The sequence below is a fragment of the Chryseobacterium sp. Marseille-Q3244 genome (assembly GCF_940807095.1).
Classification (GTDB): Bacteria; Bacteroidota; Bacteroidia; order Flavobacteriales; family Weeksellaceae; genus Chryseobacterium.
Map to the genome: position 1 here is coordinate 385,655 of NZ_CALNWX010000005.1, position 12,800 is coordinate 398,454.

Annotated in this window: 14 protein-coding genes; 7 read left to right on the plus strand and 7 right to left on the minus strand. The window is 34.7% G+C overall.

What is annotated here, in order from left to right:
* Positions 1-11 precede the first annotated feature (11 nt).
* From NBX25_RS11925 to NBX25_RS11935, 3 genes are read left to right on the plus strand one after another with little or no spacing between them, the layout of a single operon-like run.
* The gene (locus NBX25_RS11925) at positions 12-575 is read left to right on the plus strand and encodes an acyltransferase (RefSeq protein ID WP_123909269.1); all 564 of its coding nucleotides are present in this window, start codon (positions 12-14) and stop codon (positions 573-575) included.
* Positions 576-1,727 (plus strand): glycosyltransferase, encoded by a 1,152-nt coding sequence (locus NBX25_RS11930; RefSeq protein ID WP_123909270.1) that lies wholly within the window; start codon positions 576-578, stop codon positions 1,725-1,727.
* A gap of 11 nt (positions 1,728-1,738) precedes the next feature.
* Positions 1,739-2,296 carry a serine acetyltransferase gene (locus tag NBX25_RS11935; RefSeq protein WP_250253772.1) on the plus strand — a complete coding sequence of 186 codons (558 nt, stop codon included), beginning with the start codon at positions 1,739-1,741 and terminating at the stop codon, positions 2,294-2,296.
* On the opposite strand, the gene NBX25_RS11940 is transcribed toward NBX25_RS11935, so the two are convergent.
* Entirely contained in the window at positions 2,293-2,901 is a 609-nt protein-coding gene (locus NBX25_RS11940; RefSeq protein ID WP_250253773.1) for a DUF2306 domain-containing protein, read from the minus strand. The two genes, NBX25_RS11935 and NBX25_RS11940, sit on opposite strands and share 4 nt — an antisense overlap.
* Before the next feature lie 104 nt (positions 2,902-3,005).
* Positions 3,006-4,118 carry a helix-turn-helix domain-containing protein gene (locus NBX25_RS11945; RefSeq protein ID WP_250253774.1) on the minus strand — a complete coding sequence of 371 codons (1,113 nt, stop codon included), beginning with the start codon at positions 4,116-4,118 and terminating at the stop codon, positions 3,006-3,008.
* A 392-nt stretch (positions 4,119-4,510) separates the two neighbouring features.
* On the opposite strand from NBX25_RS11945, the gene NBX25_RS11950 reads away from it, so the two are divergent.
* The 4 genes from NBX25_RS11950 (at position 4,511) to NBX25_RS11965 (ending at position 7,934) form a co-directional block, all read left to right on the plus strand.
* Positions 4,511-5,179: a carbonic anhydrase gene (locus NBX25_RS11950; protein ID WP_123909274.1), complete on the plus strand. Its 669-nt coding sequence runs from the start codon at positions 4,511-4,513 to the stop codon at positions 5,177-5,179.
* Between the two features lie 22 nt (positions 5,180-5,201).
* On the plus strand, positions 5,202-5,501 hold the full coding sequence (locus tag NBX25_RS11955; protein WP_123909275.1) for a hypothetical protein: 300 nt from the start codon (positions 5,202-5,204) through the stop codon (positions 5,499-5,501).
* A gap of 149 nt (positions 5,502-5,650) precedes the next feature.
* The gene (locus tag NBX25_RS11960; protein ID WP_123909276.1) at positions 5,651-7,243 is read left to right on the plus strand and encodes a SulP family inorganic anion transporter; all 1,593 of its coding nucleotides are present in this window, start codon (positions 5,651-5,653) and stop codon (positions 7,241-7,243) included.
* Between the two features lie 55 nt (positions 7,244-7,298).
* On the plus strand, positions 7,299-7,934 hold the full coding sequence (locus NBX25_RS11965; protein ID WP_123909277.1) for a carbonic anhydrase: 636 nt from the start codon (positions 7,299-7,301) through the stop codon (positions 7,932-7,934).
* 154 nt (positions 7,935-8,088) lie between these two features.
* Here NBX25_RS11965 and pth read toward each other — a convergent pair whose 3' ends face one another.
* The 5 genes from pth to NBX25_RS11990 all read right to left on the minus strand — a co-directional run bounded on the left by pth (position 8,089) and on the right by NBX25_RS11990 (position 12,474).
* Entirely contained in the window at positions 8,089-8,652 is a 564-nt protein-coding gene (pth, locus tag NBX25_RS11970; RefSeq protein ID WP_123909278.1) for an aminoacyl-tRNA hydrolase, read from the minus strand.
* 85 nt (positions 8,653-8,737) lie between these two features.
* Positions 8,738-9,679, minus strand: coding sequence for a hypothetical protein (locus NBX25_RS11975; RefSeq protein WP_250253776.1), 942 nt, complete (start codon positions 9,677-9,679; stop codon positions 8,738-8,740).
* Positions 9,680-10,072: 393 nt separating this feature from the next.
* On the minus strand, positions 10,073-10,813 hold the full coding sequence (locus NBX25_RS11980) for a hypothetical protein (RefSeq protein ID WP_250253777.1): 741 nt from the start codon (positions 10,811-10,813) through the stop codon (positions 10,073-10,075).
* Positions 10,814-10,821: 8 nt separating this feature from the next.
* Positions 10,822-11,643 carry a hypothetical protein gene (locus tag NBX25_RS11985; protein ID WP_250253778.1) on the minus strand — a complete coding sequence of 274 codons (822 nt, stop codon included), beginning with the start codon at positions 11,641-11,643 and terminating at the stop codon, positions 10,822-10,824.
* 9 nt (positions 11,644-11,652) lie between these two features.
* Positions 11,653-12,474 carry a hypothetical protein gene (locus tag NBX25_RS11990; RefSeq protein WP_250253780.1) on the minus strand — a complete coding sequence of 274 codons (822 nt, stop codon included), beginning with the start codon at positions 12,472-12,474 and terminating at the stop codon, positions 11,653-11,655.
* Positions 12,475-12,800 lie beyond the last annotated feature (326 nt).

The window sequence follows — 12,800 nt, forward strand, 5'->3', positions numbered from 1 at the left end:
AATTTAGAATAATGATATTCATATATCGTATCATATTAAAAATTCATACCACTTATCAATATCTTATCAAGAGAATCTATCTCAAAATTTGTATTGCTAAAGGATTAAAGGTAGGAAAAAATGTTCGTTTTGTGGAAGTTCCTGAATTAGGCACTGAACCTTTTTTAATTGAAATAGGTGACGAAACAACACTTTCTAATAATGTTAGATTCATTAATCATGACGGCGGCTATAATGCTTTACATTTTTTTGAAAAATATAAAGATGTAAGAGCTTTCGGGCGCATAAAAATTGGGAAACAGTGCTTTATTGGTGCAGACACCATCATCATGCTCGGTTCAGAAATAGGTGACAACTGTGTATTGGGAGCGGGTTCCATTTTAACTTCCTCTATGCCGAACGGAACGGTTTATGCAGGAATTCCGGCAAAATTCATCTGTACTATTGAAGAGTATGGTGACAAAGCATTAAAAAACAATGTCATGTATCCACGAGAGCTTGAATTAGACAGGCCTCAACTGGAAGCTTACGTAAAAAAACACCTCCCTCATACTTATAAACCTATAAAAAAATAAATGTCTGAAAAAAAGAAAATTCTTATTAGAATCGGTTCCCTTCGCCATGGTGGTGCAGAAAAAGTTCTGATCAACTTTCTTAAAAACCTTCCCAAAGACAAATATGAAGTTGATCTTTTGATTAACCTGTATACGGGAATGTACATCAAAGAAGTTCCATCATGGGTAAAATTACATTATTTGTTGAAAGGGGAAATGATTACCACCAACAGACCTCATGAAATTCCAGTAAAAGCATTCAGGGTACTTTATCAGAAAATGTTCCTGATGTTCCCTTCCCTTCTCTATAAATACATACTAAAGAATAAAAAATACGATGTAGAAATAGCGGCGATTCATGGGATGTATAAAGAAGTATTATCCAGTCCGCAAAAGGATTCCAAAAAGATCGTCTGGGTTCAGAATGACATCTTTAATCTAAAAGAATATACTCCGGATGTCATCAAACAGTTTTTCAAATTTGACCGGATTCTGGTCATTTCCAATAAATTGAAGGAGGAAATGCAAAAACTGGCCCGTAATGAGAAAGAAAAACAGGCTGTTGTGAAGATCTTCAATCCCATTGATTCTCAAGACACGCTGCAGAAAGCTGAAGTTAAAATTACTGATTATCCTTTTTCCAAGGATCTTCCAACCTTTGTAACCATAGGCACTGTGTATCCTCAAAAGGGCTACGACAGGCTTTTGGATGTCCATAAAAAACTAATGGATGAAGGATTGAAACATCAGATCATCATTATTGGTGATGGGTTTGATTTTGAAAATATCCAGGCAAAGCTCAATCAATTGGGACTTCAGGAGACCGTAAAAATGTTGGGCTTCAGAAGTAATCCTTATCCTTACCTTAAGCAATCAGACTTTTATATAATGTCATCCCGTCATGAAGGGTTTCCTACCATTATTGCAGAAGCTCTTATCCTTAATAAATCTGTTGTTTCTACCGATGTTTCAGGAATAAAAGACCTGCTTCAGGATGGAAAACTGGGGCTTATTACCCCGAACTCCGAAGAAGGAATTTATGAAGGTATGAAACAATTCTTAACTCACGGTGAGCTTTCAGCAAATTATGAAAAAGAAATAGCTCATACAGAACTTCCATTTGTGCTCGAAAAATCAGTAGCACATCTTCAGGAAATCATTGATCATGTATAAAATATTTTGTTATGCCAGAGTATACAGCAATACAGAAAGATTTTTACAGGGAAAGCGGAAAATGGCTTTCTACATTTGAGATTTGGAAAAAGTGCATTAATCCTAATCTTCATTATCTCTATATCCTCAGAAAAGCTCAGAAATACCAGAAAAAATCTGTTTCCGGTTTATTCTGGAAATTTGTTTTAAGGCATTATCAGATAAAATATGGATTTCAGATTTATCCTGAAACGCAGATCGGAGAAGGCTTATATCTGGGGCATTGGGGAGCGCTTGTTATCAATCCTAAAGCGAAAATCGGCAAAAACTGTAATATTGCCCAAGGAGTAACGATCGGACAGCAGAATAGAGGTAAAAATGAAGGCTACCCTGTTATTGGTGATGAAGTATGGATTGGCCCAAACGCCGTTATTGTTGGCAACGTAAACATAGGAAACAATGTTTTGATTGCCCCCAATGCCTACGTTAATTTTGACGTTCCTGATGATTCTATGGTCATGGGAAATCCCGGCAAAATCTATCCTACAGAAAATGCTACCAATGGATATATCAACAATAAGATATCTTAATTAACCTCAACATTCTTTTTATTAATACAATAGGCTACCAGCAAATTGGGAAGCCAGCATAACCATGCTACAGCAAGATAAGAATTATCAGGATCCTTTGTGACACTTGTTAACAAAGGATACCAAAGTCTTAATGTTACTGCCGCAAAGGTACAGGCATAACTGTAAATCATCAATTGTTGGTGTTTCATCACATTGCCTTTTCTGATTTTAGCAACTGCAGTTAAAGTAGTTATAAGCCACACCAATCCCAAAAAGATAAATCCAACTGACGATATAATTCCCCCGTTGGCATATATCCCCATGTAGATTGCAGAAACAGAACTTATCAATACAGAAATAACATAAGATTTTCCAATTATTCTATGAAGTTGCGGATGCTTATTTCGAAATTTACTACCAAACTGGCGCCAGCCAATGAAAAGAGAGATTCCACCGAAAATGATATGAGCAAAAAATGCAAACTTCCAAATTTGATTGTGAAGTATTTCCTGAGATTTTAAACCTAAAAAAGTATGTTTATGTTCTACAAAAAAATAAATCAAAGGATACATCCCGATCATTAATGCAAAAAAACACATGATGACAAATAAGAATTTCTTCATAACTGCTGGTTAAATTTTTCAGCAAAAATGAATATAAAAAATCACCTAAATGTTCCAAAATGAAAGTTGAAACCAATATTACAACACTCGTTATCTGACACTTACTACTCCAAGTTAAGATTTTGACTTTTTAAGAACTCCCTGGGAGAACAATTCATATATTTTTTAAAATTCCTGTTAAATGAGGTCTTGGAATTGAAACCACTTTCAAAGGCTAATGATAAAATCGTGTATTTTTGATTTTCAGGAAGGCTTGCTATTCTTTTAAACTCCTCAACCCGGTGACGGTTGATATAATCATAAAAATTCTTATTTTCTACAGAGTTAATGGTCTGAGATAATATATTTGGATGAACATCCAGCAATTCCGCAACATGATTCAGGTTAAGCTCTGAATCCTTATACAGTTTTTCATGAGCCATCCGTTCTACCAGTTTTTCATAAACAGTTTGTATAACCTCATCTCCGGGAGAATTTTTCTGGTATTTTACAAATTCATTTTCAGCTTTTGTTTCAGCCTCAATACCAACTGTAACTGGTAAATCTAAAATACCAACCCGACTGATCCCAAAGTAAGCAGCAACCAAAATAAACAAAACAACCATTGAAAAAATAAGGATATCATTTCTCATGATAACAGCAATCCATATCAATGCAATTCCTGTGATCAGATAATATGACCAGTTCAGATTAATTTTTTCAGTATTAGAATACTGATCAGAAATTTTCCGTTTGTATTTTTTAATAGCAAAGAGGCACAGACTTACATACAAAACTCCTGAAACATTCATTAAAACTTTGATTACGTCACTCAATACCTCATACCCCCTCCCTTTATTCTGATAAACGACCATTCTATTTTGAGGAGACAACATGAGAAATTGAAACAATATCATATAGATCATCAGAACAGGAATCCAATTCAACAGCCAGTTCTTTTTACCTGGATTTCTACCCGTTACAGATAAAATATACAAATACAGCATTGGCCCATGCATAAAGGGGAAAAGCAGTTCGTATCCGATGAGATAAGGATATTTCAAGTATCCATCTGAACGCAGTAATACAAAAAAAATGAGATGGACCCCGATAATCAAAAACCAGATTGCTAAAAGAAAATCTTGTGTTTTCTTTTCCCGTTTTCCCAAAATCAGAAAAGATGAAAAAAAGGCAATAAAAATTCCTGCCCAATACAATATTCCCAAATCAAAATCCACTATTGAAACTTTAGGGTTAAAATCACAATGTTAATTTATTCATTTTTCTACAGTAAGTATCCATTTTTTTAACAAAATAACCCCCAATTCCTTAAGATGATCTTATAATTTAAAAAAATTTTAATCTTTAATTCTTAAATTATAATTTTTACTTCGTAATTTTATCTTAGTTTTTTAAACGTTTGGATTATTGAGAAGACCTTATTCACGCTAAAGCAAAGTATACCGGAATATTAGACATGATTTTAAGCATATTTTAATATTAAACTTTGTTAAAAGTGAATAGTTCTTCAGCAAAAAGTATATTTTTGCATAATTATTGATTCAGTCTATTGAATTCGAAAATAATTTAAACGAAATAAATAATTATAAACCTTTTAAAATTTAAAATTATGTCACAATCGTACGAGGTTATTTTTGAGAACAATAAGAAATGGGTAGAATCTAAAGTTTCGGCAGATCCAAATTTCTTCCATGAGCTGGCAAAAACTCAACACCCGGACTATCTTTATATAGGATGTTCAGACAGTAGAGCAACAGCAGAAGAATTGATGGGTGCAAAACCCGGAGAAGTTTTTGTTCACAGAAACATCGCAAATATTGTGAATACTTTGGATATGAGTTCCACAGCAGTTATTCAATATGCTGTAGAACATCTTAAAGTAAAACATATTATCGTATGTGGACATTACAATTGTGGTGGTGTAAAAGCAGCGATGACTCCTCAGGATTTAGGATTATTGAATCCTTGGTTGAGAAATATCAGAGATGTTTACAGATTGCACCAGACAGAACTTGATTCTATCGAAGATGAAGATAAGCGTTATGACAGACTGGTTGAACTGAATGTTCAGGAGCAATGCATTAACGTAATAAAAATGGCCTGCGTACAGGAAAGATATATTTTAGAAGAATATCCTATTGTACATGGCTGGGTATTTGACCTTAGAACAGGTAAAATTATTGATCTTGAAATTGATTTTGAGAAAATCTTAAAAGACATCCAAAAGATCTACAACCTTACCGGTTCGGATTGGGTAATGAGCAGAAAAACTAAATAGTTTTTCTAAAAAAGAATGTGAAATGAAATTCTGGAGTATTATTGTATTAACGTTTTTTCTGAATTTTACAGCGCTGCCAAGCATTGCTGCGGTGGCAGGCTGGGATATTCTGAGAACAAATATAATAGTAAATGAAGAAGAACCTCATTCTCACCCATCCTCTTTTATTGTTTACGAAAAGACACTTCCAAAACCTTTAGATGTTTTCGACTATCTGAAGTTTTCTGAGCCTGCACCTCAGTCTATGTCTTTTGTACTGATAGATGATTCCTTTCATTTATCTCCTTTACTTAGTATATTTTCTCCGCCTCCGGAAGCTTAATTTTAAAGTAGTAGTTAGATTTTTTTATAGTTATTCATGCCTTTTAAGGTAATGAATAAGCTGTTTATACTTTTAAAATTAATTTTCCAATCTTTTATAATTGATTATTTAATAATAAATCAATCGGTTATAATATTTTCAAAAATATCATGAAAAAAACATCATTATTAGGAGGAATCAAGGAGAATTTCCCTTCCGGACTCGTTGTATTCTTAGTAGCACTTCCATTGTGCTTAGGGATCGCTTTAGCATCTGGAGCACCACCATTATCCGGGGTTATTGCCGGAATTGTAGGTGGCCTTGTTGTAGGATTTCTTAGTAATTCAAATATATCGGTTTCAGGACCTGCCGCAGGTCTTACGGCTATTGTACTTACTGCAATTACTGACCTTGGAGCATTTGAACTCTTCTTATGTGCCGGGATTATTGCAGGTCTGATTCAATTGGTCTTAGGCTTTGTAAGAGCGGGTAGTATTTCCAATTATTTTCCCAATAACGTTATTGAAGGAATGCTTGCAGCTATCGGTATCATTATTATTTTAAAACAAATTCCTCATGCACTGGGGTTTGATAAAGATTATGAAGGAAATCAGTCACTATTCAGCAATGGTCTGAATTTTAATTATTTTACAGAACTATTCGGGGCTATTCACCTTGGAGCCATTATGGTAACGGCTGTATCTGTAGGGATACTTATTGCCTGGGATAAATTTCCTGCTCTTAAAAGAATGAAAATGCTTCCCGGAGCATTGGTTGCCGTAGTGGCCGGAATATTGTTAAATGAACTATTCAAACTATCAGGAAGTACATTGGCTATTGGTACAGAACATTTAGTATCCTTACCTGTTCCGCAATCATTGGATGATTTTAAGAATCTGATTACCCTACCGGATTTCGGAGGCTTTACCAATCCTAAAGTGTGGATCGTAGGAGCAACTATTGCTATTGTAGCTTCTATTGAAACATTACTTTGTATTGAAGCTTCTGACAGATTAGACAAGCAAAGAAGAATTACAGATACCAACCTTGAGCTTAAAGCACAGGGAATAGGAAACCTGATAAGCTCGTTTATTGGAGGGCTTCCTATGACATCTGTAGTAGTAAGAAGTTCTGCGAATGCCAGCGCCGGAGCAACGTCTAAGGCATCAGCAATGATCCACGGTGTCCTTTTGTTGGTTTGTGTATTAACCATTCCATTCATTCTGAACCTGATCCCGCTGGCAACCCTTGCTGCTGTATTGATCCTTGTAGGATATAAACTGGCAAAACCTGCTACTTTTAAACATTTCTGGCATCTTGGAAAATTCCAGTTTGTACCATTTGTAGCAACGGTAGTTGCTGTTGTAGCCACTGACCTGCTAAAAGGTGTTGGAATTGGTCTTGCCATCTCTGTATTCTATATTCTTCAGGGAAATATGAAAAGAGCTTATTATCTGAGCAGAGAAAAGCTGGATGATGCAGATGGAATTAAAATAAAGCTGGCTGAAGAAGTTTCATTCCTAAACAAAGCCGCCATTAAAAAAACACTGAAAAACATAAAATCTAACTCTACGGTAATCATCGATGCAAGAGAAACTTCATACATCACAACAGATGTACTGGAAATGATCCAGGATTTTGCCAATATCCGTGCAAAAGAAGAAGACATTAATGTAGAACTTTTAGGCTTTAAAACATCATATAAAGATTATGAAAGAAGCGAAGATTCTCACATCCTGATTACGCACAAAAGAGCAATGTAAGCTCACTTCAATTATTTTATTTTAAATTTAACAATTCAACAAACAACTAAATTATATGAAAGCACATACATACGAAACTCAATCTACCATTACTCCTGAAAAAGCATTAGAGTTTTTAAAGGAAGGAAACCAAAGATTCGTTAATAACCTTAAAGCTAACAGAGACCTTCTTGAGCAGGTAAACGCAACCCGTGAAGGACAATGGCCTTTTGCAGTCGTTTTAAGCTGTATAGACAGCCGTACTTCTGCAGAGTTAATTTTTGATCAGGGATTGGGAGATGTTTTCAGTATCAGAATTGCCGGTAATTTTGTAAACCAGGACATTCTTGGTTCCATGGAATTTGGCTGTAACGTGGCAGGTTCTAAACTGATTGTAGTTTTAGGACACACTAAATGCGGAGCTTTGAAAGGAGGTCTTGATGCAGCACAAATTGAAGGAATGGGAATGGACAACCTGAACCACCTTATCAATCATTTCAATCCAATTATCAATGAAGTGATTGAAGAAAATGAAGAACGTTCGTCAAAAAACAGTTCTCTTTTAGAAAGACTTAATCACCAGAATGTAAAAAGTGCAATCCAAGACATTCGTAAACAAAGCGCAACGCTTAAAAGACTTGAAGAAGAAGGTAAAATCAAAATCGTTGGAGCGAACTACGATGTTGAAACGGGAGCAGTAAACTGGTTATAAAAATAATCAAGAGATCCTATTTAGCTACTTACTAAAAAGTATATAACATAGCTCAGATAAATTGATTGGAAATTAATTTAAAAGTAAAACAGAAGGCCATCGGAAATCCGATGGCCTTTATTTATTCTTATAAAACTGAAGCAAAAATGGCGAATTACTTTCCGTTAAATCCGGACATCGTATTGTTGATTCCTGCAAAAACAAAAGAAAGACTGGCTTTTGAAAAAGTATCTATTCTTTCAGCAAGTTTTTCAGTTTCCTCTTCATTCCATGTTCCTAATACATAATCAACCTGACGTCCTGCAGAAAAATCTGCCGAAATCCCAAAACGAAGCCTTGCATAATTCTGAGTCTGTAATACTTCATTAATATTTTTAAGCCCATTGTGACCCGCATCAGAGCCCTTACCTTTCATTCTCAGGGTTCCGAAAGGGAGAGCCAGATCATCTGTTACAATCAGTACATTTTCCAAAGGGATGTTTTCTTTCTGCATCCAGTATCTCACAGCATTACCTGATAAATTCATATAGGTATCCGGTTTAAGAACAAAAACTTTTCTGCCCTTATACTTTCCTTCCGCCATCCAGCCAAAATTAGCCGTATTAAATGGTACTTCAAGTTTTTCAGCTATTTTTTCAGCGACTTTAAAGCCTATATTGTGTCGTGTATTTTCATATTCTGAGCCTTTGTTACCAAGCCCAACGATTAAATATTTCATCAGAAATTTTTTGCAAAATTAAGGGATAAAAAATAAAAAACTCAACCTTAGGAAGATTGAGTTTAAATATTGTTGAAAAACTATTCTATTGTGGTTTATAAATATAGTTTATACCATATCCTTTTGTCATGTAAGTCTGTATATCATATACATAGTTTGTGCTCATTACAATAGGAACTGGAATAGGCACTGTAATGTCTGTTACAGACCATCTCTTAGGGTTATTCGGAGACAAAATCAAACTCTCTTTAATACTGCTTTTAGTTGCTAACAGTCTTGAAATTTTATAGACCTGTGGCAATAAACTGAATGGACTGATCTGCTGATCGTAAGCATAATATTCAAAGCTATATTTCTCAGTAGGTGCACCAAATACATTCGGATTATTTGAAGTCACCGGCCCTGAAATTTGAAGTACTTTAGATACATTATCTCCCACATAAGTAAATTCTGATTTTGTATAATCTGTATACTTAATTGGACCACCGATAACCTCTTCTCCTTTTACGGTAGTGATAGTCTCTAATTTTGAACTAGCTGCATTATACGTTAACGTATGAATGTATTTTTCTGAAGCGAATAACGTCTGAGGTCCTGGTTTAGTGGAAGGTGGAACCGGCGGAGGTCTTCTGAAAACAGAACGGGTTTCAGAAATCGACTGCAGTTGGCTGTTGTTTCCGTAATTAAACTGTCTACTATAAGATATACTGTCTTTATCTAGTTTTCCGTTTCCATCAAGATCAAGAAAACCTCTAAAATTGATCTGGCTGATTCTCTCACCACTGTACATAATATCGGTAATCGAAGCACTGTCTGTAATTACTCTGTTTACAAGCAATCCGCTGTACTGATATTCTGCCAGAGTATCTTTAGCTGTAACTTCTCTATATAATGCTCTTGGGCCACTCAGTCCTCCTGTATTATTCAAATCCAAAAGAGGATTCCCGTCTTCATCCAATAAATCTTTGCAGGAATGGATTGAAGAAAAGCCTGCAATTAATAAGATAAAATAGAAAATTTGTTTCATTTCCTGGTAATTGATTATTTTTTCACAAATATAATTTTTTTTTGCATAAAAATTATATGATTATTTATATTCTGATAAGATTAGCAATAATTATTCACCTATAATTGTGGATAGGTAAACATCAGATTTTGAGGCCTGTTATCGCAAATTGATTTGGGTTTTGATGTCTCCCTACTGTATGAAGTGAAGCCAGTACCTCGAAAGGAGTAATACAAGCAAACACATTAAGAAAATAGTTTTTTACCATATATTTTTAATTTGTTCAAATATAATTCAATTTTACACAACACAGGCTATCAAAACCAATAAATTCATAAAGAATAAAGCCAATAAATAAAAAAAATCTAAAAACATAACGCTTTTAGATTCTTATTTATTATATAAATTTGAAAATTAATATGGCTGCAATACAGATGTTGTTAAAACAGATTGTGCCATGTCAGCATTAAGGGCTCCTGTATCCACCGCTGCTCCTACTCCAAGTGCATTACCATTCAACGTCCTGTTTATACAGGCTACTTTAACTGAATATTTATTTTTTTGGGCAAGATTCTCAAGTGTTGCATTAAGATTGAAGATCTTATAAGCTCCACTATCTCCCTGCAATACATCAGCTCTCACGGCTTTAAGTTTATTATCTACAAAAACACCGCAGGCAAAACCAGCAGATGATGTACCATTGTTTGCCTTTTGGGCAGTGGTTTGAAATGAAAATGTTACTTTATTGATAGCACTTGTTACAGAAAATGTATCCACTGCCTGAGGGATTACAATCCAGCTGCTTGTCAAATCATCATTTTCATTATAAGGTACTGGATTTCCATTACTATTAAATGTAACTCCTGTTTGATCTGCAACCGTATTAATAGAAAACAGAGACATACTTCCCTGCCCATCAGCTATTTTAATACTTTTCCAGTCATTGGCAGTCATTGTCGAATTATTATGAAAGATGTCTCCATTATTACCCGAAGATCCTTTCAGTGCATCTGTACCATTAGTTCTTAGCTCCTTTCTTATATTGAGATCTCCATTTATATCTAACTTATTAACAGGATTTGGAGTGTTAATACCGACTTGAGCTTCAATAAGCCCAATAATTAATAAAAATTGAACAAAAAATATTTTTTTCATACTTGGTTTTATTTTATAATCGTGTTAAACACTTGTGGAATTTCATATACATCTACTTTCAAAGATGATTGAGCAATAAAGCTATTAAGGTTGGTACTTGTATTTGTTCCTATCGCCAGTTTTCTGTTAGGAGCATCTCCATACGATGCAATTCTCGAGCATCCTACACTCACGATATGCTCACCTTTAGAGAGGTTTGCAACCATTCCAATTTGATTATGGGTAATGAAAGTAAACTGAGCACTACTTGCCTTAAGGTTATTCTGCCTCAAACTGATCAGTTTATCATCTACAAAAATACCACAAGCATAATCTATTGATGTATCAGTACTTCCATTAGCCGCAAAATTAGCTTGCACTACAGTTTCAAACTGAAAATATGCTTTACTCTCAGTACTGAAAACCTGAATTTTCTGTGATAACCCACTAATTTTTTTAAATGCAGGAAGAGTAGAAAAATCGGCTCCCTTTATAAAAGCGGCCGCTTTACCTGTAGTCGTTGCTGGTGGCTGTTCACTATTCGTAAAATCAACCCCAACTTTGTCTGAGAAAGAGTTATTAAAGATCAGATAAAATTTATTTGGTTCATATTCAGGAATACGAAGAGTTTTCCAAATAGGCGGATATCCTTCTCCCTGAGAAACTAATAACTGGTCATTATTTCCTAAAGAAAGACTGTTATCTGTAGCATCAAGTACGGCAATTTTATCTCTTAGATTCAAGTCTCCGTTAACATCTAATCTTGATTTTGGAGATTCAGTATTAATACCCACCTGGGCAGAAAGCATCAATCCCGAGGCAAGAAATAAAGTGGATAATATATTTTTCATCAGTTCGTTTTAATTGGATTTATAGGTTACATACTCAATCACATCGATCTTCATGTTAGACTCTAATGTAAACGCATTGGATGCTCCATTAGAACTTTGAACATCACGACCTATAGCAAACTGAGAGCTTAAATTTGAAGTACTGATCTTGCGGCATGCAATTTCAAGGTTCTGTACTCCAACCGGAACGTTAAGTTCTGTATAATTAAGAGTAAAAATATAATCCTGAATCCCTGATTTTCCGCTATTGTTAGTGGAAGCAACTCTATCAGGACGCACTGCTACCAGCCTATCATTTCTAAAAACAGCACATGCAAAACGTACATTCTCTGAAGTAGTAGATTGTGGAGCTTTCATTTCAATTCCGGTCTGGAACTGATAAGTAAGCCTGTTTTTACCGTTTTTAATGGTAAATGTGTTTTTAAGACCATCAATTTTCACCCATTTCCCTTTCGAAGTGTCATTGATATCATCTCCAACACTATTTTTAGAAATGCCGTCTCCCTGAACACTGTTGGAAAGACCGGTAATTCCCACCTGATCAGATGATAAATACGAATTGATTAGCTTATATTGCCCCTCTTCCATAAAGGGAACATTTAAAGATTTCCAAACAGGGGATTTGCCTTCTCCTTGAGAAACTAAAACCTGTCCGTTTAATCCTGCGTTTCCTACCTGAGTGGAAGTTCCACCCACTCTAAGTTCTCTTCTTAAAGTGGTTTTTCCATTCACATCGAGCGTTGATTTTGGTTTAGTGGTCCCGATTCCCACCTGTGCGTTGGCTTGGAAAGAAAGAAATCCAACTACACAACTGTATATAATTTTTTTCATAATAAGGACTGCAAATGTACGAATTACGAATCGAAAAAATTCCAGTTATTATATTTAAAACTATAGAAATAAACACATTACACAATAGAATTAATTATATGAAAAAGTAGAATTATTTCTACAAAAAGCTTTTTTTCCAAATCAATTAAAATACTAAAGCCCTCCAAATCCCTTATTGATGGATGTTTATTCAACGTTTTTTTCTCATCAAAACGTGATTTCAAACCCCATAAAAAGCCCTTAATTCCCTTGTAAATGAATAGTTTAACAGAAAAACATGATAATAATCACAAAAAACCATATAAAAACTAATTTTTTTATATCTT

What these genes read in the sequence shown, in the direction of transcription:
- NBX25_RS11965 (WP_123909277.1), top strand. Translation starts at nt 7,299, where the DNA reads ATGAAAGCACATACATACGAAACTCAATCTACCATTACTCCTGAAAAA.
- NBX25_RS11975 (WP_250253776.1), bottom strand. Translation starts at nt 9,679, where the DNA reads ATGAAACAAATTTTCTATTTTATCTTATTAATTGCAGGCTTTTCTTCA.
- NBX25_RS11950 (WP_123909274.1), top strand. Translation starts at nt 4,511, where the DNA reads ATGTCACAATCGTACGAGGTTATTTTTGAGAACAATAAGAAATGGGTA.
- NBX25_RS11925 (WP_123909269.1), top strand. Translation starts at nt 12, where the DNA reads ATGATATTCATATATCGTATCATATTAAAAATTCATACCACTTATCAA.
- NBX25_RS11960 (WP_123909276.1), top strand. Translation starts at nt 5,651, where the DNA reads ATGAAAAAAACATCATTATTAGGAGGAATCAAGGAGAATTTCCCTTCC.
- NBX25_RS11990 (WP_250253780.1), bottom strand. Translation starts at nt 12,474, where the DNA reads ATGAAAAAAATTATATACAGTTGTGTAGTTGGATTTCTTTCTTTCCAA.
- NBX25_RS11930 (WP_123909270.1), top strand. Translation starts at nt 576, where the DNA reads ATGTCTGAAAAAAAGAAAATTCTTATTAGAATCGGTTCCCTTCGCCAT.
- NBX25_RS11935 (WP_250253772.1), top strand. Translation starts at nt 1,739, where the DNA reads ATGCCAGAGTATACAGCAATACAGAAAGATTTTTACAGGGAAAGCGGA.
- NBX25_RS11985 (WP_250253778.1), bottom strand. Translation starts at nt 11,643, where the DNA reads ATGAAAAATATATTATCCACTTTATTTCTTGCCTCGGGATTGATGCTT.
- pth (WP_123909278.1), bottom strand. Translation starts at nt 8,652, where the DNA reads ATGAAATATTTAATCGTTGGGCTTGGTAACAAAGGCTCAGAATATGAA.
- NBX25_RS11955 (WP_123909275.1), top strand. Translation starts at nt 5,202, where the DNA reads ATGAAATTCTGGAGTATTATTGTATTAACGTTTTTTCTGAATTTTACA.
- NBX25_RS11980 (WP_250253777.1), bottom strand. Translation starts at nt 10,813, where the DNA reads ATGAAAAAAATATTTTTTGTTCAATTTTTATTAATTATTGGGCTTATT.
- NBX25_RS11940 (WP_250253773.1), bottom strand. Translation starts at nt 2,901, where the DNA reads ATGAAGAAATTCTTATTTGTCATCATGTGTTTTTTTGCATTAATGATC.